The sequence below is a fragment of the Niastella yeongjuensis genome (assembly GCF_900110245.1).
Lineage (GTDB): Bacteria > Bacteroidota > Bacteroidia > Chitinophagales > Chitinophagaceae > Niastella > Niastella yeongjuensis.
Map to the genome: position 1 here is coordinate 495,882 of NZ_FOCZ01000005.1, position 25,816 is coordinate 521,697.

The window sequence follows — 25,816 nt, forward strand, 5'->3', positions numbered from 1 at the left end:
TCCCCTCCACCGGAGGGGGCCGGGGGGAGGCTTCAACTTTAAACTTTCAACTTTAAACTCTGAACTTGGAACTATTTATCTTTGCGCCATGCATTATGTATCTGTAGAAGCACTTACCAAATCTTTTGGTATTAAACCGTTGTTTGAGAATATTTCATTTCATGTGGAAGAGGGCGATAAAATTGCGCTGGTAGCCCGTAATGGCAGTGGAAAAAGTACCCTGTTACGAATTCTCGCCGGCAGGGAAGTTGCCGATAGCGGCACCTCCTGGATCAATAAAGAAGTGACCGTAGCCCTTTTTGAGCAGGACCCCGTTTTTGACGAAAAAGGCTCTATACTCGACAATATTTTCTATCATAATCACCCGGTTATCAACGCTATAAGGGAATTTGAGGCCATTAGCGAAGAGGGTGATCCCGAAAAACTCAGTGATGCCATTGTAAAAATGGACGACCTCGGCGCCTGGGACTTTGACGCCAAAGTAAAACAGATCCTGGGTAAACTGAACATCCACCACCTGAACCAGCCGGTAAATACCCTTTCAGGCGGACAACGTAAACGGGTGGCGCTGGCTAAAACCCTCATCGATATCGGTTTCGACCACAAACACGTGCTGCTGATCATGGACGAACCTACCAACCACCTGGATATTGAAATGGTGGAATGGCTGGAAAACTACCTCGATCAACAAAACGTAACCTTATTGCTGGTTACCCACGACCGCTACTTTCTGGATGCCGTAAGTAATGAGATCTGGGAAATAGACGGCAGTGACCTGTTTGTTTACAAGGGCGACTATGAAAATTACATTGAAAAGAAAGCAGCCCGGCAGGAAAGCGATGCCGCCAGTATAGAAAAAGCACGTAATACCTACCGCAAAGAACTGGAATGGATGCGCAAGCAACCAAAAGCCCGCACCACCAAAAGTAAAAGCCGCCAGGACAACTTCTACAAAGTAGAAGCCAAAGCCAAACAACGGCTGGAAGACGCCCAATTGCAGTTGTCCATGAAAATGAACCGGCTCGGGGGTAAAGTAATAGAACTGAAAAAAGTATACAAGAGCTTCGGCGACAAACAAATAATGAAAGGATTTGATTATACTTTCAAAAAAGGCGAACGCATAGGCGTTGTGGGTAAGAACGGAGCCGGTAAATCAACCTTCCTGAATATGTTGCAGGGCCTTGAGCCTGCCGACAGCGGTAAGATCAATATTGGCGAAACAGTCATCTTTGGTAACTACTCCCAACAGGGACTGGTGATAAAAGAAGATGTGCGGGTTATTGAATTTGTAAAAAACATTGCAGAAAGCTTTCCCCTGGCCAGTGGTGGTGCCTTAAGTGCAGCCCAGTTCCTGCAATTATTCCTGTTTCCGCCAGAACAGCAATACACCTACATTTCCAAACTCAGCGGTGGTGAAAAAAGACGGTTGCACTTATTATCGATCCTGTTTCGCAATCCCAACTTTTTGATCCTCGATGAGCCTACCAACGACCTTGATCTGCCTACCCTTGGTGTGTTGGAAAACTTCCTGAGCGAATACCCCGGTTGTTTACTGATCGTTTCGCACGACCGGTATTTCATGGACCGCCTCGTAGATCACTTATTTGTTTTTGAAGGCGACGGCGTCATCCGCGATTTCCCGGGCAACTATTCTCAATACCGGTTATGGTTAAAGGATAAAGAAGAAGAGGATAAAACCGACACCAAAACTACCAAACAGGAAGAAAAAGCGGCACCCGTTAAGGAAGCGGAGAAAAAGAAGATGTCGTATAATGAAAAAAGAGAATTCGAACAACTTCAAAAAGATATTGCCAGGCTTGAAAAAGAAAAGCAAACCGTTACCGAGCAAATGAACAGCGGCTCCCTGCCCTTCGATCAGTTGCAACAGCTATCGGTACGTATAAGCGAGATCACGGATCAGCTCGATGAGAAGGAGTTACGGTGGCTGGAATTGAGTGAATTTAGTGCGTAGTTGATCAGTTCTTTCTACCACTCAACATCGATTCATCTCAAAATCCAATCCACCCAGCTATTTTTGATAAAAACAAAAAGTACATTATGAGAAGTATGCTCCTGGTTATGGCTTTGGCGGCCACCTCAGTCGCCTCGGCGCAAAAGACCGCCGACCCGAAGCCATTTGCCAATACAATAACCCCGGATGACCTTAAGAAACATTTGTACATCGTAGCAGGACCTGCCATGGAAGGCCGCGAAACGGCCACCGAAGGACAACGCAAAGCAGCCGCTTATATTGAAAGCCAGTTCAAGGCACTGGGGTTACAACCCGGTAATAAAGGCAATTTTCAATTAGGCTTTCCCATATACCAGGATTCTATAGCCAAAGCAGCCATTGATGTAAATGGAAGATCGTTTGCCATATTCAACGATTTTATGATCAGCCAAAATATGGCGCACACAAGCACTATTTTCTGTAACGAAGTAGTTTTTGCCGGCGCTGGCATCAGCGACAGTTCACGCAATGATTTTAAGGATGTTGCCGGTAAAATTGTACTGGTAATGCAAACCCCGCCCCCATCACCACCAACCGGTGGAGTTTCCAGTGCCCGTAACCGGTCGCGGTTTGGTCCATTTAGTGTAATTGAATCCGCACAAAAAAACGGCGCTGCCGCTATTTTAATAGTTCAGAGTAATTTTCCCCGACGCGGTGGTATGCCGTTAGGAAAAGGGCCTGCCTACCTCGATGGATTTCAAAATATGGTGTATCCCAATGCCTATTTTGTATCTGAAGATATTGCCAAAGCCGTCATGGGCAACGAGTTCGATGTCGCTAAAGAAGCTGTAAAAACCGGTAATGTACAACCTAAAACGTATACAGCTGAAGTAAAGCTGGAATTCAGAAAAGACAGAATAGAATTAGCGAGCAGCAACGTAGTGGGTTTTCTGGAAGGCACCGATAAAAAAGAAGAGTTTGTTTTTATCACTGCGCATTACGATCACCTGGGCAAACGCGGCGATTCAGTTATTTACTACGGCGCCGATGACGATGGTTCAGGCACCGTAAGTGTGCTGGAGCTGGCTGAAGCATTTGTAAAAGCAAAAGCAGCTGGTAAAGGTCCCCGCCGCTCTATCGTATTCATGACTGTTTCAGGAGAGGAAAAGGGATTATGGGGATCAGAATTTTACAGTGACCACCCATTGTATCCGTTAAATAAAACTACCGTTGACCTGAATATCGATATGATCGGCCGTACCGACCCCAAACGCAAAGAAGGTGACAGCACCAATTATGTGTATGTGGTGGGCGATGACAAACTCAGTTCAGACCTGCGCCCCATCAGCGAGGCCATGAATAAAAAATACACCAAACTGGAGCTTGATTATAAATACAATGCGCCCAAAGATCCTGAACGCATTTACTATCGCAGCGACCATTATAATTTCGCCCGTAAAGGTGTACCTATCATTTTCTATTTCAACGGCACACACAACGATTACCATCGCCCCAGCGATACGCCCGATAAGATCAATTACAACCTGATGGCTAAAAGAGCCCAACTGGTATTTTATACCGCCTGGGAAATGGCCAACCGCAATGACATGTTGAAAAGAGATATTCCGCTGACAGAACAATAAGAAATCAACTACTGATAAGAATAGCCACGGTTTACCCCGTGGCTATTCTGTTTTACAGGCAATCGGTTAAACCCATAACTTATAACAATACCTGAATAATTTACCTTCAAAATCAAACGGCGTGGTAGCGCGGGTGATATCTTTTATTTCAGTTGTATGGATCTGTTCTTTGTCCAGCTCGAACTTTCGGTAGTTGGTACTGAAGTAAATAATTCCCCCGGGTGCTACTGCCCGGATGGTTTTATTCAACAGTTCGGCATGATCGCGTTGAATGTCAAGGAAGTCTTTCATTCGTTTGCTATTGCTGAATGTGGGTGGGTCCATCACTACCAGGTCATACGAAGCGGGTGGCAATGAATCGAGGTATTGTTTTACATCGGCATGAACAAACTCATGGTTCTTTTCATTGTGCAGATCATTCAACCGCATATTTTCTTCAGCCCATTGCAAATAGGTTTTTGACAGGTCAACCGAAGTTACTTTGGAAGCGCCGCCGGCTGCGGCGTATACCGAGAATGAGCCGGTATAACAGAAAAGGTTGAGCACCCTTTTTTCATTGGCCTCACTCCGTACCATTCCCCGGGTTATGCGGTGATCGAGAAATAAACCGGTATCGAGATAATCGCTCAGGTTCACTTTAAATTTCAGTCCGGCTTCCTCTACAACAAAGTTTGCGCCTTCCTCACTCACCCGCTGGTACTGGCCCAACCGGCCTGGTTTACGCTGGCGCTCTTTTATGAACACATTGTCAACCGGCATTTGCAACACATCGCAGATCAGTTCAATACAGGCTTCCAGCCAGGCTTCATGTTCAACCTCTGCCATTTCAAATTTCCGCTTGTATTCGGCCAGGTATAAATTATCGCCATAGCGTTCAATACACAAAGCAAATTCAGGCAGGTCATGATCATAAATGCGGTAACAGGTAATGCCCTGGCGTTTTGCCTGTTTATGTAAATGCCGGTACACTTTGGTAAGCCGGTTGCGGAACATTTCGAATTTTTCGGGGAGCATGGAGGCAAAAGTAGTGAAAACAGCTGTAAGCTTTAAGCCTTAAGCTGTAAGCCAATACACATCTTCGCGGCGTGCTTCACGCTACAATCCGCCAGCAGGCGGATTCAGCGGACGAGGCAACCGAAAACATAGAACTAAGAATTAAGAACCCTAAAACTTTAATATAAACTTTAAACTATAAACTTTAAACTATAAACTTTAAACTATAAACTTTAAACTTTAAACTATAAACTTTAAACTATAAACTTTAAACTTTCAACTATAAACTTTAAACTTTCATATACCTTTTCAACCAAAGAAATCCAACAGCAGTAATAAAGCTGGTTCCACCCAACACCCACCACAACACATTGAACCCCGCATATTCGGCAATTTGTGAGCCCAGGAACGGGCCGGTGGTTTGTGCAATGGACCAGGCTATGGTATACAGACCTGCATATTGACCACGGTTGTGATCGGCGCTGCGGGCAGTCCAGAAAGTGTTCATAAACGGCAATACCAGGATCTCGCCCATGGTCATTACCACCATCATCAGTAATGCCAGGAGGTGATCGATGTGAAAGAGGTTCAGCATAAAATAGGCAATGCCTACCAGCACGGTGCCTCGTACAATATAAAACAGGTTCGAACGGCGGCCTTCCAGTTTAAAGATGAGCACCATTTCAATAATAGCGATCAACACGCCATTGAGTGCGCCTATTAAACCGATGAAGCGTTCATTAAAATGCAATTCAATTTTATAGTAGGCATTCAGGTTAGTAAACAACTGAAAAAAGCAACCAGCAAATAAGATCGTGAGCAGAATAAACCAGAGATAGATCTTATCGCGATAAGGCGAATGCGAAGGGTCGGCAACAACCGGTTTTTTAGCTGGCTTCACCTGTTTGGAAGGATGTAAGAAATACGACAACAATAATACAGCAGTGAGGTTGGTAATCCCATCCACCCAGAACAGCAATTCATAATTGATAGCGGCCAGCAAACCACCAATGGCGCTGCCAACAGCCCAGCCCAGGTTAATGGCCAACCGGTTCAGCGCATACGAACGGGTACGCGTATCTTCTTTACTATAGGCAACGATAGCCGTAGAGTTGGCGGGCCTGAATGCTTCATTCACCAGGCTCAACAAAAAAGTAAACAAACAGATGAGTGGAAATGATTTCATTTGCCCCAGCACCATAAACAGTATACCGCCTCCACCCAATGTGATCAGTTGTACGGAGTGAAAGCCAATGCGGTCTGTTAGTTTACCACCCAGGAAACCGCCCGTTACCGCTCCCAATCCAAACAGCGCCATTACAAAACCTGCCTGTCCAATGGTGTATCCCATTGCCGGACTGGTAAGATAAATTGTCATGAAGGGAAGAACCATGGTACCGCTGCGGTTCACTAACATTACAAACGACAGCCACCAGGTTGAGGGCGACAATCCGCTATAGGCATTTTTATATAGAGAAAGCGTTTTGGTTATCATGTGACTTATTATAAAAAAAACATCCGCCAGCTGGCGGATGCAATTTATAATAAATCTCACAGCAGACAGGGGAAAAACTTAACTACCGCTATTGCCAAACACTTTTTTCAGGATATCCGTAACACGGGCAGCAGGATCTTTACGGATCTTTTGTTCTTCCTGTGCTACCTGAAAGAACATACCACCCAGCGATTTCTCGGTAACATACCCGGCTAAATCGGGATTTATTTTATTCTTAACAAGGGGCAATTTGTTGTAAGCATCAAACACTGTTTTCCAGTAGGAGGTGGCTGATGTTTTTTGTAAAGCAGTATCAATTATGGGGCGAAACGCAGTGGTGAGTGCCGCTGTAGTTTTACCACGCAGATAACCGGTAGCCGCAGTATCGCTTCCTTTTAAAATTCCCAATGCATCACTTATGCTCATGCTTTTAATGGCATTCACAAAAATAGGCGCGGCTGATTTGCTGGCATCTTCGGCTGCCCGGTTCATTGATAAAATTGCGTTATCAACCAGTTTACCCATACCTGCAGCACGCAAGGCAGTTTCTACTTTTTGTGCTTCGGGAGGCATCAGCACTTTAATAGCGGCATTGGCAAAAAAGCCATCTACAGCCGATAACTTAGTGGCACTGTTTGTAGCGCCCACGCTCAATGCGTCTTTTAAACCTGCGATAATTTCATCGGTGCTTAAACCGGTACCAGTGGTGCTGCCAGTTGCCTTGCTCAGCACACTGCTGGCTTTTTTCAACAGACTACTTTGTGCAAAGGATGCAACACTCGTAAGAAGTAACAGGGGTAAAACTATTCTTTTCATAGAGATATTCATTAAATAATTCAGCTAAAATAACGTGTTAAATGATAAAAAGTTGTTAAGCAAACGGGTTATTTATCCCACATAAAATGCTCAGCCTTAGGCATATGCTCGAATACATGTTTTACTGTATCTGGCGGAACCGTGAGTTTGCGCTGCAGCACATCCATCCAGGCACCGTCAACAGTAAGAATGGCAGCCGTTTCATCGCCATTTTTCCTAATATAATGCTGAATGGTCCACCGCGAAAAATCGGGTCGTGTTTTCAGCAATTGAACATCAATAGTTATGACGTCACCCATTCTGATTTCTTTCTTAAAAACACATTCTTCTCTAAATAAAATGGGCCCAAAATGGTGTTTCACCATAAACGATGGGGTTAACCCATTTTCCCCCAGAAATAAAACCCGCACATACGCACCAAAATCATAATATACGGAATGCCGTAAATGAAAGTTGGGGTCCAGGTCAGACCAGCGAATTTCCAGAGGTTTAATGTATGCACTCATAAAATTTATATAAAATGATTCCGGCAAAATTAGTCAGTTATCAATATTATTAGTATTTTTTCAACACACACCTTGTTCTGTGCGATCATTAACCACCATGATATGTTTAACCGCCTTTTTTGCCCTGCAGTATGGCAAACTGGTTAACTATTGGCATTGTCGCATCGCTTCTATTTACACCTCCACCGCCTGCGATTGCGTAAAACAATTACTCGACAATCACAAAGACACCACGCACCACTCCTCAACCATCTTAAAAGAAAAAACAGAAGAAGTAGTGTTGTTTCATGAGCAACACACAAACTGGTCACCCACTGAAACACCTGTCATCTACGAAACAGCATATATAGATTTAATTCCAGAGATCTACTCCCCTGCTATCTTTCAGCCTCCCCGATTTTAGTTTTTAGTTCGCGGCTTACGGCCCCCCCAGCCCCTCCGGTGGAGTGGGAGCAATACAGCTGCGCGCTAAAACTCAACTTAATAATTTCTCAACTTTTTCTACTTCTGCTTCCGCCGCCGAATCCGCCAGTTGGCGGAGAAGGAGGGCCGCATGCGCATGCAATGCGCCGCGCAGATGTGTATTGCCTTTCAGCTTAAAGCTTACCGCTTATAGCTGCATTCTTCATCCATCAATTAAATCATCATGAAACCTAATCATATAACAGTCATAGCTATCTTCTTTTTTATATTATCCGCCTGCACTCCTAAAATGGCCACTCAAACACCCCAACCGGTTAACATAGAAGTAACAGATAAAAAGGGAAACCTGATCCTGCTTGGTAAAAGCACACGTGAACGGCTGGCCCAACCGCCATTCGATGTTTGGTACACTAAAAATTTCGAGGCTTATACCGTTGATAGCACCACGGCCAACCAGATAAAACCTTTATTGAAAAATAAACAGTTCTTACTATTTATGGGAACCTGGTGTGGCGACAGCCGCCGCGAAGTGCCCCGTATGTATAAAATACTTGATTACTGCGGTGTTAAACACTCACAGATCCAACTAATAACCCTGAATAACAGCGATACGGCGTATAAACAAAGCCCGGGACATGAAGAACGCGGTTTGAACATCCGCCGGGTACCCACCCTGTTGATTTTTGAGAACCAGCGCGAAGTAGGCCGGGTGGTTGAATCGCCCATTACCTCACTCGAAAAAGACATACAGGCCATTGTTACCGGCAAACCTTATGAACATCGGTATAAGGACCTTGTTAATCCCAAACCCGCCATGTGACAATATTTCACCTGCTTTTTCGTTTCATTCACTTACTTTTGACGCCTAAAATTTACGTAATGAAAAAATATGTGCTGTTGGCTTTTGCCGTTTTACCAGCAACTGCCTTGCTGGCCCAGTCTACTGCCAAGAAAAAGCCGGTTGCAGCTACTAAAAAACCCGCCGCCGCACCCGCTGCTTCTGCACCCGTTTTGAAAAATGCTGCCGATTCATTTAGTTATGCCATTGGTTTAAGCATCGCCAGTTTTTACAAGGCACAGGGCATAAGCAATATAAATAACACATTAGTGTTGAAAGCCCTTAGTGATTCCAAAGTGGATAAGGCCCTGCTGAACGAACAACAGGTTAACAACTGCATCGTTAGTTATATGCAGAAGGCAAACAGCGAAAAAGCATCTCCTAATAAAAAAGCAGGTCAGGAATTTCTGGCTGAAAATAAAAAGAAACCAGGCGTTGTTTCTTTGCCCAGCGGCTTACAATACCAGGTTGTAAAAGAAGGTACCGGTCCTAAACCAGGTATCGAAGACCAGGTAAAAGTACATTACCATGGTACCCTCATCGACGGTACTGTTTTCGACAGCTCTGTTGAACGTGGACAACCCATTACCCTCGGTTTAAAAAATGTAATTCCCGGTTGGACTGAAGCGTTACAATTGATGCCCGTTGGCAGCAAATGGAAATTGTTCATTCCTTCCGACCTGGCTTATGGCGATAACCCTGCCGGTCCTAGCATTAAAGCAGGTTCAACCCTGATCTTTGATGTAGAATTGATCGAAATCGTGAAAGAATAATACATTCCACATAAAAAAAGTCCCCTGACGATACCGTCAGGGGACTTTTTTTTATATATCACTTATAAGTTGATCTGCTTGTCTTTCGGATATTTCACACTATAACTTATCCGGTATTTCTTTATTTCACCCGGCGCCAGTTGCGGTTTCCAGGTTAAAATGCCTGTTTCCGTATTCACCGAAGCCCCATCGGATTGTAACAGTTCCACTTCTATATCTTTATTGGTAGATAAAGGATACTGGTCGCGCAGCTCCATTTGAACAGCCTCTTTCTTATTGTTCCGTACAGTTATTTCATAGGTAAAGGTTTGTTTTTTATTGCTGCCCAGGAATTTCACACTGCTGAAATCACTCAGCTTTTCCCGGGTGATCATTACCCGTTTATCTCTTCCCAATGTAAGACTCAGTGTATCCAGTACAGAATTCGCATCAATGGATGTTTTACCAATATAAGTCCCTTCGAAAATAATATTGGCTTCGCCCGGCAACAGGTTCAGGGCTTCCCAGTCAACAATTTCACCCACCAGGTAAGCGTCTTTGTCGAGGCGGGGAACGCTGTAGTATTTATAATGTGCAGGCACTTTAAAATCTTTCAAACTTACGTTCTGTTCTTTTCCATTCGATGGCACATCATACGGCATATCAATGTCAAACACCACATTCAGCTCATTGTCTTTTACGTTTACATAATCGCCCATTTCCTTCAGGGTTACTACTACCACCCCGCTGGCAGCCCGGCTGCCATACATTGCCGTTGCCTGCCCGGCTTTTAACACCTCTGTGCTTTTAATGGCCCGCTTTTCAATTTTGTTGTATTCAGCTTTGCTGATGATCGATCCGTTTACCACATATATCGGTTCTGCCTGTTCTTTTTCATACGCATCATCATCTTTCCTACTTCCATAACCAACCACTACAACTTCCTGCATGGCTGCAGTAGGTGCTCTCGTAACAGCCACACCAGGAATCATTCCCGATAAAGCATTAGATACCGGGTTCGGATTGGTAAATGCAAGGAACCAGGATTTAATATCCGGTGCATTGTTATGCTGAGCGGGAACCGACGTGGACAAGGCCAGCTTTACCTGTTGCCAGTCGATACCGGTAGATTGCGTTAGTTTGGCTTTATAAGCCAATGCAACGGGTTTATTGATATTTTCTACCCTGAGGTCATAAGATGGATTCCAGCTTGCAGCGGGCGTTACATACGATATGGTGAAGTCGTACTGACCGGCCATCGGGCTGTACAACTGCAACGATAACCTGCCGATCGATTTATTGTTCTTCTGTTCTTCCTCTTTTATCTGTTTGTTTATTCTGGCAACCGATTCCAACAGTTTCGACTCTTTCTCCGTGTACTTGCTGATCTCACTTTGCAATTCCAGGGTTTTTGTTCGGTAATAATCCATCATTTTAGTGAGTTCAATAACACTCACCCCTGTTTGATCGCCGCGTATTTCTTTATTCGCTTTTAAAAGGTCCAATAATTCCTTATCTGTTTTTATTACTACCTGAACCCGTGTTATTTCCGCATTTACAGATTCCAGGGAATCTTCCAGCCTTTTTACCTGGGGAAGCTTTTGTTCATTCCTGAGATAGTTGGTGGAGAATTCAACCGACAGAATGGTCACATTGCCGTTATTGCCTATTTGCAGGCTGTTAATGTCTATGCGGTTGCTGATATTATCTATTATCAGATCGTTATTGCCCTGGTTCAGCGTTACCCTGGCGCTGTGCGTCAATTCAGCGCCCACGCGGTACACCATAGCTGATTTCAGCACTGAAGAAACAATATTTTTATCATTGCCGGCCTGCGTGGTAAGCGCCAGGGTAAGGGATAGTATTGTGACCAGAAAGCCTTTCATATATTTCATATTTAGTGAGTGATATGGAATAGATGCGGCCGGTTTAAATATTACATAAGCCTGCAAAAAAAATCCCCCTGACGATACCGTCAGGGGGATTTTTTATATAGAACTTATCTATTTATAAAGAAGCTCATAATACTCATTCGCCATTCTTCCCGAATCGAACTGGAAGCGAACATCACGCATACCGTTCTTGGCTATCTGGCGCCAGGTATCGTACCGCTCGTAGTACATAGGCAGAACATCGTTCTCGATTATGTCATACATTTTTTCCAGGTCGTATTGGTCCTGCTCCTGTACGTTCATTTTGCTATAATCGGGCTGGGAAATCACAAAACCATTATGCCCCTGGTCAATAAACTCAGGGATCCAGCCATCGGAAGTGGAGAAATTGATGGCTCCGTTCATAGCAGCCGTCATACCACTGGTTCCGGATGCTTCGCGGGGCACGCGGGGGTTGTTCAGCCAAACATCAGCTGCCTGTTTCAAGCGTTTCGACAACGTCAACTCGTAACCGATCAGCACAGCTACGTTTTTATAGGTTTTGCTGAGGTTCACCAGGTAATTGAAGTCATTGATGGCCGGGTAATCCATGGGGTAAGGTTTACCTGCCCAAATGATCTGCACCGGGTGTTTGGTATTGCTTATTAATTTTTCAAAACGGGCTTTATCGCGTGTAAGCAGTTCGGCGCGTTTGTAACCGGCAAAACGACGGGCCCATACAATGGTAAATACATTCGGGTTGAAGAGTTTACCGGTTTGATCGGCTACAATTTCAAACGACCGGCGTTTGAGGTATTTCTTACGATCATCCCACCAGCTGTCGTTGCCTTCTTCTGCAGCCCGGTATAATTGTTTATCGGCCCAGTACCGCCAGTTTTGTGCATTGGTAATGGAAATGATCGGGCACACACCCTCGTATTTATTCCACATAGCCCGGGCTACTTCGCCATGTAATTTTGAAACCCCATTGGCCAGGTGCGCAAAACGCAATGCCACCAGCGAGTGGTTGAACAGATCATCCTGCATACCCGTGAGCTTGCGTACTTCTTCAAGACTAAGCCCGCAGAAGTAACTCATTTTATGACACAGGTTGATATCATGTTTTTCATTACCTGCTTCTTCCGGTGTATGCGTAGTGAACACCAGCCGCTTTTTCACTTCTTCCAGCTTATTGCCAAATTTCTTGTACAGGTAAAAAACCGATGATACACCATGCGCTTCATTCAGGTGATACAACTCGGGATTAAACCCTATTTCATCCATCAACTTGGCGCCGCCTACACCCAGTAATATAAACTGGGCCACTTTGGTAGCTACGTTCGCATCGTATAAACGATGGGTAATGGTCTGTGAAATATGATCGTTCTCCGGCAGGTCAGTGCTCAACAAAAAGAGCGGTGCGGTTTTAAATGTTTCCGGATTCAGATAATAGGCTTTCACCCATACCAGGTGATCGTGAATGGTAATTTGAAATTTGATGCCGGTATCTTCCAGGAAATGATAATATTTTTCCAGCCAGGTAACTTGTAAGGTATGGTCCTGGTTGCGGGCCTGATCATAATAACCATATTTCCACAAGATGCCAATGCCCACCATGTTCTGCTGCAACTCATACGCACTGCGTAAATGCGAACCGGATAAAAAACCCAATCCGCCGCTGTAAATTTTCAATGGCTGATGTACTGCATACTCCATTGAAAAATAAGCCACTCGCTTGCTGTATTTCCCTTCTATCGGGTAAGGAACTGTAAAATTGGTAAAACTCATATACACTGTTCTTTTTAACTTTCTGAAACTATGACGGGACGAATATAACGTAAATTCCCGCTGCCTGTACTAATGAGTGTTAGCACACTCAGTGTTGAAGCTGATGTTATTTTTTTGGTTTTGATGCTTTTTTCTTTGAATAACTTCCATTGAAAAAGCATTGTATGTCACGGTAGGTCCCGCATCGTCCGTTTTCTTTCATGGTAACCTTGTTGCCACTGGTTGTAAAGGTAAACTCCAGGGAACATGGATTATCACTTTTAACAAATTGCGCGGTAGTAGGCGAAATAAAACGTGCACTTCCTTTTAATTCACCATTACATTTTCCATCGTTCTTTTCAAAATGCACAAAGAATACCATTTCCGATGGGTTCTTTCCATCCCGTATAGAAACGAAATTTTTTGCATCTTCAACATAATCACCGGAAAATTTATGGGTAGCCGCCATGGTATCTATGGGGTTCAACACATCTTCTATAATATCTTCATTCGGTTCGGTTACAATAAGGGTAAAATTATCCCCGTTCCGGTCATAGAAGTAGATATTTCTTTTAAACAGTATTTCCTCGGCACTCTTCTTCGTTTCCCGGTAAGTGCTTATCTGAAATTTTGAATCGAGCATGCCATAGGCTGAGATATACCGTTCAAAACCGGTTTTCAGCAAAGGCATGGCCTTTAAGAATTTGTTATCATTACTAAAACAGGCCAGGTAAGCGATCCTTTTATTACCGGCAGTTACCTCCGTAAACAGATAACTTTCTTTTTCCTTTTCTTTTGCACGGCCCAATGCATAAAATTTAGGCGAGGCGTTCTTCCCAAAATCTTTCTTCCAAACACTGTCAGGCATAAACTTCTGGATCGTACTTACATCAAGCGCCAGGGTGGTGTTTGGTTTTCTTGCCAGCATGGTATCGGCAATCATATAGGGCAGGGCAGTTTCGGGGTAAAAGGCGATAAAATCGGCAACTGTTGTTATTTCACCGGCTTTTATGGTTGCTTTTTTGTCTTTGCAGGCAAACAAAGTAACTATCAAACCCAAACATAAAATGTATTGCTTCATAAATATATCCGCTGGCTGTTGATGGATAAAAGTAAGCATTCATCACCATTTCAAAAAACGCCATCCCCGGCCCCACTCCGCCAGCTGCAGGAAACCGGGATGCACCAACGTGTTAAAACGACCCGCATTGTTTGGAAGTAGGCATTTAATTTTTTAGATTTGTCTAAAATTTATTTTAGGTAAGCAATAAAAGCGTATGGGGCCAAAATATTCGAGCAGCAGAGAAAATTACCTGAAAGCCATTTTTCACCTGCAGGAAATACATGGTACGGTAACTACCAACCATGTGGCGGGTGAATTACAAACCCGGCCCGCTTCAGTTACCGATATGTTGAAGAAACTGAAAGCGCAGAAATTGTTACTGTATGAGAAATATAAGGGGTTTAAACTGAACACGGAAGGTCGTAAAGTAGCTCTGCAGATCATTCGTAAACACCGGTTGTGGGAATTTTTCCTGGTGGAAAAACTGCATTTCCGCTGGGACGAAGTGCATGAAATTGCGGAGGAACTGGAACACATCAGCAGTAAAAAGCTGATTGACCGCCTCGATGAATTTTTAGGTTTCCCTAAAACTGATCCCCATGGCGATCCCATTCCCGACAGCCAGGGCCGCTGGACGCTAACTCACCAGGTTGATCTGCTGAACCTGCCTGTTAACCTGGTTGCCGAAGTAAGCGGCATTGGCGATCAGAGTGCCGAAATACTGGAGCTGTTAAACCATAAACACATAGCCCTCGGCACCCGGCTTGAAGTAAAGAAAAAGTTTGCCTTTGATAATTCACTTGAAATAAAGATCAGGAATCAATCCGTAACCATTAGTGAACACGTAGCAAAAAACGTATTTGTGAAATATGATGAATAGAATAAAGGGGGAAGCCTCGTTAAGTGATGTACACGAAAGCGTTGATGTATCCCGGAAAAAAATTGGCTGGAAAAGAGCATTTGCATTTTTCGGCCCTGCTTATCTCGTAAGTGTAGGTTATATGGACCCCGGCAACTGGGCAACCGACCTTGCCGGCGGTAGCCAGTTCGGCTACTCGCTCTTATGGGTTTTATTAATGAGTAACCTCATGGCCTTGTTGCTGCAGGGCCTCTCCGCCCGACTGGGTATTGTGCGTGGGCGCGACCTGGCTCAGGCTAACCGCGAAGCATATTCCCGCCCCGTAAACTTCACGTTATACGTACTGGCAGAAATTGCCATTGCCGCCTGCGACCTGGCCGAAGTGCTGGGGATGGCCATCGGTATACAACTATTAACCGGTTTGCCATTGATCTGGGGCGTGGCCATCACCGTGCTCGATACCATTCTGCTCTTGCTATTGCAACAACTGGGCATCCGAAAAATGGAAGCCTTTATCATTGGGCTTATCGCCATCATCGGCTTATCCTTCCTTACCGAGATCATCATTGCCAGCCCCTCCCCTGCTGCGGTAGCTACCGGTTTTATTCCCCGTTTTCCCAATGCCAATGCCCTGTATATCGCTATTGGGATCATCGGCGCCACGGTAATGCCACATAATTTATACCTGCACTCTGCCCTGGTACAAACCCGTAAGATCACCAGGTCGCGCGAAGGCATTAAACAGGCATTAAAATTCAACTTTATCGATTCAACCATAGCGTTAAACCTCGCCTTCCTGGTAAATGCCGCCATTTTGATCCTGGCAGCCAAAGTATTTTTTGAAAGCGGGTTAACCACTGTGGCAGAAATAAAAGATGCACACCGTTTGCTCGACCGGCTGCTCGGTAATAAGTTAGCGCCGATCTTATTTGCCCTGGCGCTTATCGCGGCCGGACAAAGCTCTACGGTTACCGGCACCCTCGCCGGACAAATAGTAATGGAAGGTTACCTGCGTCTTCGCATCAATCCCTGGATGCGCCGGCTGCTTACCCGGTTGCTGGCTATTATCCCTGCTATACTGGTAATTGCCATTTCCGGTGAACATGAGGTAGACAGCCTGCTGGTATTGAGCCAGGTGATCTTAAGTATGCAATTAGGGTTTGCCATTATTCCACTGATCCATTTTGTAAGCGACAAAAAAACCATGGGTGAATTTGCCATTAAGCCCTATGTGCAGTTCGTAGCCTGGATAGTGACCGCCATCCTCGTTTACCTGAACATCCGTATGGTGTTGAATGAAGCCGGTGATGTATTTGCCCACTCGGGCAATATCATCTGGAAGATCCTGATCATTGCCGGTGGTGCCGCATTTGTGGGTTTGTTGCTGTATATAATTTTTCATCCGCTCATAAATAAAAGGGCCAGGGAAACTTCCATTACCATGCACCCGCATATGGAAGGTTTACAACAACTCGCCATTCCTGCCTATAAAAAGATAGCGGTGGCACTCGATTTTGGCAAACACGACAACACCTTACTGGCGCATGCTATTGGGCAGGGTCAGGGCAATGCAGAATACCTGTTGATCCATATAGTGGAAAGCGCCTCCGCCCGGTTGCTGGGCAAAGAAAGCGATGATTATGAAACGCAAAACGACGAGGCCCGTTTACAATTGTATGTACAACAATTACACGAGCAGGGTTTAACCGCTACCAGTCATTTAGGATTTCGCAACCGCGCCGGGGAAATCATCCGCATCATAAACGAAGCCCACGCCGATATGCTGGTGATCGGTGCGCACAGACACAGCGGGTTGAAAGACTGGTTGTATGGGGAAACCATCAACTCTGTGAGGCATGAGTTGAAAATACCTATTCTGGTTGTTAATTTATAAGACAGTTCAAAGTTTATCGTTTTAAGTTTAAAGTTGTAAGAGCGCCTTTCAACTTTGAACTTAAAACGATAAACTATTTCTTCTGTAACAGCAGATGCTTCAACCTGCTAAAAGTCTCTGGTTTTATATTAAGGTAAGACGCTAAGATCTTTTGCGGTACCCGCTGCAACATATGCGGGTGATTGTTCATATATTGAAGGAAACGATCGCGGGTAGACGTGTTTAGCTGATCGAAATAACGGGCATCTTTTTTAATGAACATTTGCATAATGATGACGCGGCCCAGCTCTTCCGCTTCGGGAATTTTATCCAGGGCCTCATTCATGCGGTCGTGCCGGATAGATACCAGCACGGTAGGCTCCAGCGTCTGAATGATCACATCAGACGGAACACGGTGGTGAAAAGATATTTCAGATTGAATAAAATGCCCTTCGGTAGCCAATTGCAGGGTTACTTCACCCCTGATGGAAGAAGGTACATATTTGCGAGCGAGGCCTTTCACAACCACATTCATGTAATCCTCCATTTCGCCCAGGTTCACGAGTTTCTTCTTTTTCTCAAATTGGCGGATCTCCAGGTAAGGTATCAATTGTTCCATCCCTTCGCGGCTGATAGTGGAAAACCGCTGCAGGCTTACCAGAAGGTGTTCAAAAACGTCCCTGGCAACAATATTTTTATCCCCCATAACAATTCATCATTTAAGATAAGGTGCATCTGATTTTTTACTTCTCAACAAATGCTTGAGCCGGCTGAAAGTTTCCGGTTTTATATTCAGGTAAGATGCCAGGTATTTCTGCGGCACCCGTTGAAACAACTCCGGATTATCGTTCATAAAACGCAAAAATCGCTCTTTTGTGCTATACCGGATGCGTTCCAGTTCCCATACTTCTTTTTGCAAAAACAACTCGGTTATGATCAACCGGCTCAACCGTTCCAACTTGGGGTAACGGCTGTATAGTTGTTCAGCTCTGTCGTGAGCAAGGGAGTAAAAGGTGGTAGGTTCTACGGTTTCTATCACGTAGGTACTGGGCATTCCGGAAAAATAAGATACGGAAGAAGAGATCAACTCTCCTTCTTTGGCTATCTGGGTTATTATCTCTTCTTTGCCTTTTAGGAAAAATTTTCGGGCTAACCCCTTAATCACGAAGTACAAATACTTTTCAGAATCTCCTATATCTGTTAGCCGAACTTTTTTATCAACCTGTCTTACTTCAATCGAATTGATAAGAGCCTCCAGTTCTTCCGCCGGAAGATCGATAAACTGGTCTATATACTTCTGTAATATAGCAACCATATTGCAAGTTAGAATTTATCAACAATTATTACTTTGGTTTAACCGGGAGCCTCATTTTTATAAGTACAACCATGTACGGGTTGGTGAAAAAACATCATACCTGTACGCTGTTTGGAAGCTAAAAAGCCTTTTGCACATTTGGCCATTCTGCTGTAGGTTTGCACCCTTATTTGAAGGCAAAAAAAAAGCATCTATGGCACAAAAAATCAATGTACAGAATCCTGTTGTAGAACTGGATGGCGATGAAATGACACGCATTATCTGGAAGTTCATCAAGGACAAACTCATCCTTCCCTACGTTAACGTCGATATTAAATACTTCGACCTGGGTGTTGAATACCGCGACCAAACCAACGACCAGGTTACTATTGATGCCGCCAATGCTATCAAACAGTATGGTGTAGGAATCAAATGTGCTACAATCACCCCCGACGAGGCCCGAGTAAAGGAATTCTCCCTGAAACAAATGTGGAAGAGCCCCAATGGTACCATCCGTAACATCCTGGACGGTACAGTTTTCCGTGAGCCCATCGTAATCAACAATATCCCTCGCCTGGTTACCAACTGGACTGCTCCCATCATCGTTGGCCGTCACGCTTTTGGTGATCAATACCGCGCTACCGATACTGTTATCAAAGGAAAAGGCAAATTGACCATGACCTTTACACCCGAAGGTGGTGGCGAACCACAAACTTTTGAAGTATATAACTTTAAAGGTGATGGTGTTGCCATGACCATGTACAATACCGACGAAAGCATCAAAGGTTTCGCCCGTAGCTGCTTCAACATGGCCCTCGCAAAAAAATGGCCTTTGTACCTGAGCACCAAAAATACTATCCTGAAAAAATACGATGGTCGTTTCAAGGATATTTTCGAAGAGATCTTCAACAACGAGTTCAAAACAGCCTTCGACGCAGCCGGTATCGTTTATGAGCACCGCCTGATCGATGACATGGTTGCCAGCGCCCTGAAATGGAATGGCAATTTTGTTTGGGCTTGTAAGAACTACGATGGCGATGTTCAAAGCGACACAGTTGCACAAGGCTTTGGTTCTCTGGGCTTAATGACGTCTGTTTTAATTACCCCCGACGGCAAAACCATGGAAGCCGAAGCTGCCCATGGCACCGTAACACGCCACTATCGCGACCACCAGAAAGGAAAACCAACCAGCACCAACCCTATCGCTTCCATCTTCGCATGGACAAGAGGTTTGGCCTTCCGCGGTAAACTGGACGGCAACCAGGCTCTTATCGACTTCTGCAACACATTAGAGTCTACTTGTATAGAAACAGTTGAAAGTGGTAAAATGACTAAAGATTTGGCCGTTTGTATTCATGGAAATAAAGTAGAACACGGAAAAGACTTCCTGTATACTGAAGAATTCCTGGATGCCATCGACACCAACCTGAAAAAGAAAATGGGTCTGTAATACATATCAGATCAACGATATAAACAGGTTATACCTCAATAAAAAGCGTTCCGTTTTCCGCGGAGCGCTTTTTTATTTGTGGAAAAAAACCGCCCCATAATTTTTAGGTATTTTTTTCTTTGACCTGCCCCTGCCTTCCCTCAGCCCAGAATTCCTGAATCAAATAACAGGGACCTAACAAGGACCTAACAGGGACCTGACAGGGACCTGACAGGGACCAGGAAGGGATTTTCTCCCTGTTAGGTCCGGGTTAAGTCTGTCTTAGGTTTTGGGATGTCCTGAACGCATATTGCATTCAGGTGGTTACCAAAAAGAAGGCCCTCCCGAACAGACGGAAGAGCCTTTTGTGATGATAATACCCCTTAACTTACCTATTTTAATTAGTTCAAAGTTTTAAGTTGAAAGTTGAAAGGCACCGCCGCGTCGAGGCTTTCGGCCCTCTGCCTTCTGCCCTTCCTACATCAATTATGCCTAACCCTCTTCCAATCGTAAAAACCCTGTTAAGGAACGGCCAATCCCCATTCCTGCGACATAATTTCCACAAAAAGGTCTCCTCCCTGGGCTGGAACCGGGAGAAGACCACATAATGATTGATTTAACCCTAAACTATGTACAGAACAAACGCAGAAAGCACTTCGCATGCTTAGCGGTTAATCATCACCTTGTTATACAGGGTCGATGATCTATTTTAATTGACAGCGCACGCAATAAATCCGTTGCGCCTACAGTTTAGTAAGAGTGTTAAAGATTCAATAATGTGTATGAAAACATCGAAGTGTGCGGGCAATGCTGTGCAATTTTTTCATAAGTTACAGCGTAGATGCCTTTATGGAGTGGCTGCAAAATCACCGGCTTAGATATTACAACAAAAAATATTTTGCCATTAGTTTTAAAAGCCCGAACGTTAAATATTGAATGTGAAAAATACGATTCCAGTATAAAAAGTCTCTTGCCAGGGGAACGCCCATGTACACGTGAAGGATTAAACAAAAGTACGGCCGGCGTTCCTATTTTATTTTAAAGGGCGTGCCACGGTTTGGAACCGTGGCACGCCCTTTATTTGTACATTTTACCTATTTATTTCTTCCTGTCAGCTCTCGCTTTCAAGGTCGCTACCGGCATGGTGATCATTCTGCCGATAGGCTCCTTACCCCTGTACGAAATCACCCGTATGGTAACCGCATCTTTAGGTACCAATACCGGCTGCGTGTATTTGGGATAAAAGCGATCGGGGAATGAATTATCAAAACTGTAGTAGAGGTCCAGTCCTTCTATTTGCGGGTTCAGCTCCACTTTCAGCTGATCTCCTTCCTTGTTCACATCAAAAACAGGATCGTACATACTGGGCGCATATTTGATCCCGGCTACATCGAAACGACCGAAATGAGCTTCTACCCGGCGTATAAAGTCATTCCAGTCCTTTTTCTCCTTAGGCGACCAAACACTCTCGGCCACGGCAAAAGCCCTGGGCCAGGTCATATACTGCGCATGACGCATGTTATAGATCTGTTCTGTCCACAGGTTTGCCTGTCCGCCCTTGATGTATTTGGGATCTGCCCCCTCAGGGATGGGTTCAAACTGGTAGCTGCTTTTCAACAGCACCGTTTTATACACCGGCGGCTCAATAGCACCGTCGCCCTGCATCAGGTCAATGTATACGTTGTTATTAGGGCTCATAACCACCTCATGCTGCATTTTAGCCGCTTCTGCCCCACCCTTCGACCCGCGCCAGCTCATAACGGCCGCATTAGGTGCCAGACCACCTTCCAGGATCTCATCCCAGCCAAGCAGTTTTTTCCCTTTCGACTCGATGATCTTTTCCACTCTTTTTACAAAATAGCTTTGCACCTCATGCATGTCCTTCAGGTTTTCCTTTTGCATCAGTTGTTTGATGGCATCGCTTTTCTCCCAGAAATTCTTCGCGCACTCATCACCCCCCATATGGATGTATTCAAAGGGGAATAGCTGCGCAACTTCCGTAAACACTTTATCCAGCGCTTCATATACTTTGTCATTGGCAGGGCACAGGGTATTATCAACCAGGGCATAAAAACCGGTATCGGTCCATTGCATGAATTTTTCGCCTGCACTAACGTGGTAAGAACCGGGTGTGCAGGAAAGTTCAGGATAACTGGCTACCATAGCCATGCTGTGACCGGGCACATCTATTTCGGGCATAATGTTCACAAAACGGTCGGCCGCATATTTTATCAGTTCTTTTATATCATCCTGCGTATAAAAACCGCCATAGGTACGCGGCTCATTTTCGGCGGGTGGCGTTAAAGTGCCGAAGGTACCGGTCCTCTCTACCCGCCAGGCGCCTACTTCGGTTAATTTAGGCAGCGATTTTATTTCAATACGCCAGCCCTGGTCATCGGTCAGGTGTAAGTGTAATAAGTTATATTTATACTTCACCATATCATCGATGAACTCTTTTACCTGTTCTTTGGTGAAGAAGTGACGGGCTACATCAAACATCAAACCCCGCCAGGCAAAACGGGGGTAATCGGTAATGTGTACACCGGGAATAACCCAGCTGGTTTTCTTTACCACCGATTTACTTTCAATTTCTTTGGGTAGTAATTGCACCAGGGTTTGCACGGCATAAAACAAACCGGCAGGGTCATTGGCAGCAACCTGCACACCGGCAGCTGTTACATCTATGGAATATCCTTCTTTTCCTAAGGTTTTATCAGCAGTGCGGTTCAATGTAAAACTGATCACATTGGTTTTAACCGTTTGGGGAGCCGTGGCCATGGTAAAACCAGTGGCTGTTTTTACCTGGCTTGAAAAATACCCGGCAATCCGTTGCAAATCGGCATTTTTAGCATCGGCCACTATTTTAGTTTGATTGGTAAGCACAAAACGGGCGGTCTTTTTTTCAAGGGAAACCGGCTGTGGAATGATGGAAATGTCTGAAGTGGTTTGGGATACGGCAGCAGCAACCATCCAGAAACTGGCAAATAACAGGCTGAGTGATTTCATTTTAGGCATTTAATTGTGGTGACGAGTTTAAAATTAAGGGAATTTCACCGCTCAGATAGCAGAAAATTAACGCAAACGATTGATCCTCTTCATGGAATGATCATTAATTTGTAACTTCCCAAAAACAATCAAAACACATGAAGAAATTGCTTGTTCCTACTGACTTCTCCGACACATCAAAGAACGCAGCTTTGTTTGCTGCGCAAATGGCCGCAGACATTCAAAATGCCAAGATTATATTAATTCATGTGTCAGATAAGATTACAGGTGGATCAGACGGTTCTCCGCTTACCGAGGACGATGATGACCGCCGGGTTATTTTAACGCAGGCCCTTAGCCAATTGAAAGACGAATTACTGGCAGTAGTACCTCAGGCACCCATTGAGTTTGCGATGGAAAAAGGTTCATCCCTGGTGGAGACCTTAACGCGTTACGTACGTTATCAGGCCATCGACATCGTAGTGATGGGTATTACCGGCGCTACCCGGCTCGAACAGATCTTTATGGGCAGCAATACCCTCGATATGGCCAAAGAAAGTGCCTGCCCGGTTTTGATCATTCCACCGGATGCAAAATACCGCACTATCAAAAATGTAGTACTGGCCAGCGACTTTAAAGAGGTGGAAACCAGCATTCCGGTAGCACCGCTGAAAGCCACGCTCGACCTGTTTAAACCAGCCCTGCATATTGTGAATGTAGACAGTGAACACTATGTAGAACTGACCGATGAATACAAGGCAGAAAGAAAAAAACTGGAAGTGATGTTCAAGGATTATAAACCTGAGTTCTCTTTCATCAGGCAGTATGATTTCTTCGACGCCATCAGCCAGTATGTAGATGATAAAAACATCGATCTGATCCTGATTGTGCCAAAAGACCGGTCATTTGTTCCCAGCCTCTTCAAAACCAGCCACACCAAAAGACTGGCCTATCACAGCCACGTTCCCATTGTTGCTATTCATGAATAAGCGGGGATATAACGTATTGATAACAGGCGTAGCCGAAAGGTTGCGCCTTTTTTTCTAAAGGCAGGCCCTCCTTCGCAACCCAAATCTAAGAACTCAGAACTAAGAACCATGCTAAGTTACAGTCATGAAGTTTTTTTCGAAGTAGCCACCCACCTCAGCTTTTCCAAAGCTGCCGATATCCTGTACATCAGCCAGCCCGCTATTACCAAACACATCCAGTCGCTCGAAAAACATTATAAAATAAGTCTGTTCGAACGCAAAGGCAATACCGTATCTCTTACCAGTGAAGGAAAAATTCTGCTTGAATATGTAGTAAAAGGCCGCGAATTGCAACGCCAGCTCGAGTTCGACATGAGTATTCAAAAAGACCTGCAACTGGCAAAAGGATCGTTTACGCTGGGCACCAGCACCACTATTTCCCTGTACGTGATCCCCCCGGTTTTTTCTGCCTTTCACCAGCAATATCCCAATATCGATCTGAAGCTGGTGAACCGCAACTCCGAAAACATATTAAAGGCGCTGCTCGATCATGAAATTGACCTGGCCATTACCGAAGGCCGCAACACCATTACCTCAGTAAAATATCAGTTCTTTTTAACAGATGAGGTAATACCGGTTTGCAGTGCCAAAAGCAGCCTGGTAAAAAAGAAAAACATCTCGCCAGAGGAATTAAAGACCATACCGGTGGCCCTCCGCGAAAGAGGATCAGGCACCTTGCTGGCCGTAACAGAAGCATTACAAAAATGCAAACTCAGCATTGCCGACCTGCAACACAAAATTGTTTTAGGTGGCACCGAAGCGCTGAAGAATTTTCTGCTCGACGATACCTGTCTGGGCTTTTTACCATTGCGGTCAGTAGCCCGGCAACTGAAAAACGGCGAACTGGTTCGGTTAACCATCCCGGGTTTAACCATCCATCGTTCCTTTTATTTTATGCAACGCCGTGGCTCTGAAACAGACCGTATCAATCAACTCTTTATAAAACTTGCCACCAGCCATTATAACAAAAAGTTATAGCATATAAGCAATCGGTATCGTTTCACTTGCAAGTGGTCATTACTTTTACATCGTCATCCATTTGACATTTGCAATGAAAACAGTACACACACTTACTTCCTTAACACAACTGGCCTGTTCGCAATGCGGACAAACATACAGTGCCTTTGAGCCGCAAACCTTTTCACCCTGCTGCAACAAACCCCTGGTAGCACAATACAATTTAGCTGAAGTACCGGAAAGAACGGTGCTGTATAACCGGGAAGCCACCATGTGGCGATATAAAGAAGTGTTGCCTGTTTTTGAAGAAGAGAATATCGTGAGCCTGGGCGAAGGCATGACCCCCATTCTTGAATTAAAACGGTTACAATCGGCTTACGAATTGCCTAACCTTTTTTTGAAAGACGAATCAAAAAACCCAACCGGTTCTTTTAAAGCAAGAGGATTAAGCGCAGCCGTTAGTAAAGCAAAAGAATTCGGTTTTCAAACCTGTATTATCCCAACCGCTGGCAATGCAGGAGGTGCATTAGCCGCTTATTGCGCCAAGGCAGATATAAAAGCCATTGTGGTAATGCCGCGTCATACGCCCCAGGTGTTTAAAGATGAATGTGAATTATATGGCGCAGAGCTGATACTGGTTGACGGGCTCATCAGCGATTGTGCAAAGAAAGTAGCACAGTTGAAAGATTCCATCAATTGCTTCGATATTTCAACCATGAAAGAACCTTACCGCCTCGAAGGCAAGAAGACCATGGGGTATGAAATAGCCGAACAATTTGGCTGGACATTACCCGACGTGATCCTCTACCCCACTGGCGGCGGTACCGGTTTAATTGGCATGTGGAAGGCCTTTAAAGAAATGCAACAAATGGGCTGGATCGGTGAAAAACTCCCCCGTCTGTATGCAATACAGGCAGAGAATTGTCAGCCCGTGATGCAAACCTGGAAAGGCTTACAACCCAACGCCAAGAATTACATAGGCCAACCTTCACTGGCTAACGGACTGGCAGTACCAAATCCATTTGCAGAAGACATGATATTGAAAGCACTGCGCGAATCGAAAGGACAACCGGTTGCAGTAAGTGATGATGATATGGTAGCTGCAGTAAAAGAAATTGCCTATAAAGAAGGATTGATCATTGCACCGGAAGGCGGCGCACTGTGGAAAGGACTGTTACAACTGGTGCAGGAAGGCACCGTGCAACGCGCTGAAAAGATCTTACTACTCAATACAGGTACCGGATACAAATACCTCGAAAATATTCTATAAGGG

21 protein-coding genes are annotated in these 25,816 nt (G+C 44.7%); 11 read left to right on the forward strand and 10 right to left on the reverse strand.

The features are described 5' to 3' along the window. The first annotated feature begins 88 nt into the window (after positions 1 to 88). Together BMX95_RS16055 and BMX95_RS16060 are read left to right on the forward strand one after the other, a co-directional pair. Positions 89 to 1,972, forward strand: a complete 1,884-nt coding sequence (locus tag BMX95_RS16055) for an ABC-F family ATP-binding cassette domain-containing protein (RefSeq protein ID WP_081203450.1) — start codon at positions 89 to 91, stop codon at positions 1,970 to 1,972. An 86-nt stretch (positions 1,973 to 2,058) separates the two neighbouring features. Next, positions 2,059 to 3,594, forward strand: a complete 1,536-nt coding sequence (locus tag BMX95_RS16060; RefSeq protein WP_081203451.1) for a M28 family peptidase — start codon at positions 2,059 to 2,061, stop codon at positions 3,592 to 3,594. A 66-nt stretch (positions 3,595 to 3,660) separates the two neighbouring features. Here BMX95_RS16060 and BMX95_RS16065 read toward each other — a convergent pair whose 3' ends face one another. The 4 genes from BMX95_RS16065 to BMX95_RS16080 all read right to left on the reverse strand — a co-directional run bounded on the left by BMX95_RS16065 (position 3,661) and on the right by BMX95_RS16080 (position 7,404). Next, positions 3,661 to 4,608 (reverse strand): class I SAM-dependent methyltransferase, encoded by a 948-nt coding sequence (locus tag BMX95_RS16065; RefSeq protein WP_081203452.1) that lies wholly within the window; start codon positions 4,606 to 4,608, stop codon positions 3,661 to 3,663. A gap of 268 nt (positions 4,609 to 4,876) precedes the next feature. Continuing rightward, positions 4,877 to 6,082 carry an MFS transporter gene (locus BMX95_RS16070; RefSeq protein ID WP_081203453.1) on the reverse strand — a complete coding sequence of 402 codons (1,206 nt, stop codon included), beginning with the start codon at positions 6,080 to 6,082 and terminating at the stop codon, positions 4,877 to 4,879. A gap of 78 nt (positions 6,083 to 6,160) precedes the next feature. Next, a complete protein-coding gene (locus BMX95_RS16075) occupies positions 6,161 to 6,898 on the reverse strand; it encodes a DUF4197 domain-containing protein (RefSeq protein ID WP_081203628.1) in 738 nt (245 codons plus the stop codon). Between the two features lie 68 nt (positions 6,899 to 6,966). Continuing rightward, positions 6,967 to 7,404 (reverse strand): acyl-CoA thioesterase, encoded by a 438-nt coding sequence (locus BMX95_RS16080; protein WP_081203454.1) that lies wholly within the window; start codon positions 7,402 to 7,404, stop codon positions 6,967 to 6,969. A 97-nt stretch (positions 7,405 to 7,501) separates the two neighbouring features. Here BMX95_RS16080 and BMX95_RS16085 point away from each other — a divergent pair, with 97 nt between their 5' ends. From BMX95_RS16085 to bamJ, 3 genes are all read left to right on the forward strand, one after another. After that, positions 7,502 to 7,807, forward strand: coding sequence for a hypothetical protein (locus tag BMX95_RS16085; RefSeq protein WP_081203455.1), 306 nt, complete (start codon positions 7,502 to 7,504; stop codon positions 7,805 to 7,807). Positions 7,808 to 8,050: 243 nt separating this feature from the next. Further along, positions 8,051 to 8,647: a thioredoxin family protein gene (locus tag BMX95_RS16090; RefSeq protein ID WP_133054036.1), complete on the forward strand. Its 597-nt coding sequence runs from the start codon at positions 8,051 to 8,053 to the stop codon at positions 8,645 to 8,647. A 59-nt stretch (positions 8,648 to 8,706) separates the two neighbouring features. Beyond that, entirely contained in the window at positions 8,707 to 9,438 is a 732-nt protein-coding gene (gene bamJ, locus BMX95_RS16095; RefSeq protein WP_081203457.1) for a BamJ family beta-barrel-assembly machinery protein, read from the forward strand. A gap of 62 nt (positions 9,439 to 9,500) precedes the next feature. Here the strand turns inward: bamJ and BMX95_RS16100 are convergent, their stop codons facing one another. The 3 genes from BMX95_RS16100 to BMX95_RS16110 form a co-directional block, all read right to left on the reverse strand. Further along, on the reverse strand, positions 9,501 to 11,303 hold the full coding sequence (locus BMX95_RS16100) for a DUF4139 domain-containing protein (protein WP_081203629.1): 1,803 nt from the start codon (positions 11,301 to 11,303) through the stop codon (positions 9,501 to 9,503). A gap of 117 nt (positions 11,304 to 11,420) precedes the next feature. After that, the gene (gene glgP, locus BMX95_RS16105; RefSeq protein ID WP_081203458.1) at positions 11,421 to 13,076 is read right to left on the reverse strand and encodes an alpha-glucan family phosphorylase; all 1,656 of its coding nucleotides are present in this window, start codon (positions 13,074 to 13,076) and stop codon (positions 11,421 to 11,423) included. Between the two features lie 106 nt (positions 13,077 to 13,182). Further along, on the reverse strand, positions 13,183 to 14,136 hold the full coding sequence (locus BMX95_RS16110) for a hypothetical protein (protein WP_133054037.1): 954 nt from the start codon (positions 14,134 to 14,136) through the stop codon (positions 13,183 to 13,185). A 196-nt stretch (positions 14,137 to 14,332) separates the two neighbouring features. On the opposite strand from BMX95_RS16110, the gene BMX95_RS16115 reads away from it, so the two are divergent. Further along, positions 14,333 to 14,998 (forward strand): metal-dependent transcriptional regulator, encoded by a 666-nt coding sequence (locus BMX95_RS16115; RefSeq protein ID WP_081203460.1) that lies wholly within the window; start codon positions 14,333 to 14,335, stop codon positions 14,996 to 14,998. Next, a complete protein-coding gene (locus BMX95_RS16120; protein ID WP_090519461.1) occupies positions 14,988 to 16,871 on the forward strand; it encodes an Nramp family divalent metal transporter in 1,884 nt (627 codons plus the stop codon). Before BMX95_RS16115 ends, BMX95_RS16120 begins: the two co-directional genes overlap by 11 nt. 73 nt (positions 16,872 to 16,944) lie before the next feature. Here BMX95_RS16120 and BMX95_RS16125 read toward each other — a convergent pair whose 3' ends face one another. Then, positions 16,945 to 17,556 (reverse strand): Crp/Fnr family transcriptional regulator, encoded by a 612-nt coding sequence (locus BMX95_RS16125; RefSeq protein WP_081203461.1) that lies wholly within the window; start codon positions 17,554 to 17,556, stop codon positions 16,945 to 16,947. A gap of 9 nt (positions 17,557 to 17,565) precedes the next feature. Then, positions 17,566 to 18,165: a Crp/Fnr family transcriptional regulator gene (locus tag BMX95_RS16130; RefSeq protein ID WP_081203462.1), complete on the reverse strand. Its 600-nt coding sequence runs from the start codon at positions 18,163 to 18,165 to the stop codon at positions 17,566 to 17,568. A gap of 193 nt (positions 18,166 to 18,358) precedes the next feature. Here BMX95_RS16130 and BMX95_RS16135 point away from each other — a divergent pair, with 193 nt between their 5' ends. Next, positions 18,359 to 19,594: an isocitrate dehydrogenase (NADP(+)) gene (locus BMX95_RS16135; RefSeq protein WP_081203463.1), complete on the forward strand. Its 1,236-nt coding sequence runs from the start codon at positions 18,359 to 18,361 to the stop codon at positions 19,592 to 19,594. Between the two features lie 1,077 nt (positions 19,595 to 20,671). Here BMX95_RS16135 and BMX95_RS16140 read toward each other — a convergent pair. Then, positions 20,672 to 22,579, reverse strand: a complete 1,908-nt coding sequence (locus BMX95_RS16140) for a beta-N-acetylhexosaminidase (RefSeq protein ID WP_081203631.1) — start codon at positions 22,577 to 22,579, stop codon at positions 20,672 to 20,674. Between the two features lie 137 nt (positions 22,580 to 22,716). Here BMX95_RS16140 and BMX95_RS16145 point away from each other — a divergent pair, with 137 nt between their 5' ends. The 3 genes from BMX95_RS16145 (at position 22,717) to BMX95_RS16155 (ending at position 25,813) form a co-directional block, all read left to right on the forward strand. Continuing rightward, entirely contained in the window at positions 22,717 to 23,547 is an 831-nt protein-coding gene (locus BMX95_RS16145; RefSeq protein ID WP_081203464.1) for a universal stress protein, read from the forward strand. A 108-nt stretch (positions 23,548 to 23,655) separates the two neighbouring features. Beyond that, positions 23,656 to 24,564, forward strand: coding sequence for a LysR substrate-binding domain-containing protein (locus BMX95_RS16150; protein WP_081203465.1), 909 nt, complete (start codon positions 23,656 to 23,658; stop codon positions 24,562 to 24,564). A gap of 73 nt (positions 24,565 to 24,637) precedes the next feature. Beyond that, a complete protein-coding gene (locus BMX95_RS16155; RefSeq protein ID WP_081203466.1) occupies positions 24,638 to 25,813 on the forward strand; it encodes a threonine synthase in 1,176 nt (391 codons plus the stop codon). Positions 25,814 to 25,816 lie beyond the last annotated feature (3 nt).

What these genes read in the sequence shown, in the direction of transcription:
- BMX95_RS16055 (WP_081203450.1), top strand. Translation starts at nt 89, where the DNA reads ATGCATTATGTATCTGTAGAAGCACTTACCAAATCTTTTGGTATTAAA.
- BMX95_RS16060 (WP_081203451.1), top strand. Translation starts at nt 2,059, where the DNA reads ATGAGAAGTATGCTCCTGGTTATGGCTTTGGCGGCCACCTCAGTCGCC.
- BMX95_RS16065 (WP_081203452.1), bottom strand. Translation starts at nt 4,608, where the DNA reads ATGCTCCCCGAAAAATTCGAAATGTTCCGCAACCGGCTTACCAAAGTG.
- BMX95_RS16070 (WP_081203453.1), bottom strand. Translation starts at nt 6,082, where the DNA reads ATGATAACCAAAACGCTTTCTCTATATAAAAATGCCTATAGCGGATTG.
- BMX95_RS16075 (WP_081203628.1), bottom strand. Translation starts at nt 6,898, where the DNA reads ATGAAAAGAATAGTTTTACCCCTGTTACTTCTTACGAGTGTTGCATCC.
- BMX95_RS16080 (WP_081203454.1), bottom strand. Translation starts at nt 7,404, where the DNA reads ATGAGTGCATACATTAAACCTCTGGAAATTCGCTGGTCTGACCTGGAC.
- BMX95_RS16085 (WP_081203455.1), top strand. Translation starts at nt 7,502, where the DNA reads ATGATATGTTTAACCGCCTTTTTTGCCCTGCAGTATGGCAAACTGGTT.
- BMX95_RS16090 (WP_133054036.1), top strand. Translation starts at nt 8,051, where the DNA reads ATGAAACCTAATCATATAACAGTCATAGCTATCTTCTTTTTTATATTA.
- bamJ (WP_081203457.1), top strand. Translation starts at nt 8,707, where the DNA reads ATGAAAAAATATGTGCTGTTGGCTTTTGCCGTTTTACCAGCAACTGCC.
- BMX95_RS16100 (WP_081203629.1), bottom strand. Translation starts at nt 11,303, where the DNA reads ATGAAAGGCTTTCTGGTCACAATACTATCCCTTACCCTGGCGCTTACC.
- glgP (WP_081203458.1), bottom strand. Translation starts at nt 13,076, where the DNA reads ATGAGTTTTACCAATTTTACAGTTCCTTACCCGATAGAAGGGAAATAC.
- BMX95_RS16110 (WP_133054037.1), bottom strand. Translation starts at nt 14,136, where the DNA reads ATGAAGCAATACATTTTATGTTTGGGTTTGATAGTTACTTTGTTTGCC.
- BMX95_RS16115 (WP_081203460.1), top strand. Translation starts at nt 14,333, where the DNA reads ATGGGGCCAAAATATTCGAGCAGCAGAGAAAATTACCTGAAAGCCATT.
- BMX95_RS16120 (WP_090519461.1), top strand. Translation starts at nt 14,988, where the DNA reads ATGATGAATAGAATAAAGGGGGAAGCCTCGTTAAGTGATGTACACGAA.
- BMX95_RS16125 (WP_081203461.1), bottom strand. Translation starts at nt 17,556, where the DNA reads ATGGGGGATAAAAATATTGTTGCCAGGGACGTTTTTGAACACCTTCTG.
- BMX95_RS16130 (WP_081203462.1), bottom strand. Translation starts at nt 18,165, where the DNA reads ATGGTTGCTATATTACAGAAGTATATAGACCAGTTTATCGATCTTCCG.
- BMX95_RS16135 (WP_081203463.1), top strand. Translation starts at nt 18,359, where the DNA reads ATGGCACAAAAAATCAATGTACAGAATCCTGTTGTAGAACTGGATGGC.
- BMX95_RS16140 (WP_081203631.1), bottom strand. Translation starts at nt 22,579, where the DNA reads ATGAAATCACTCAGCCTGTTATTTGCCAGTTTCTGGATGGTTGCTGCT.
- BMX95_RS16145 (WP_081203464.1), top strand. Translation starts at nt 22,717, where the DNA reads ATGAAGAAATTGCTTGTTCCTACTGACTTCTCCGACACATCAAAGAAC.
- BMX95_RS16150 (WP_081203465.1), top strand. Translation starts at nt 23,656, where the DNA reads ATGCTAAGTTACAGTCATGAAGTTTTTTTCGAAGTAGCCACCCACCTC.
- BMX95_RS16155 (WP_081203466.1), top strand. Translation starts at nt 24,638, where the DNA reads ATGAAAACAGTACACACACTTACTTCCTTAACACAACTGGCCTGTTCG.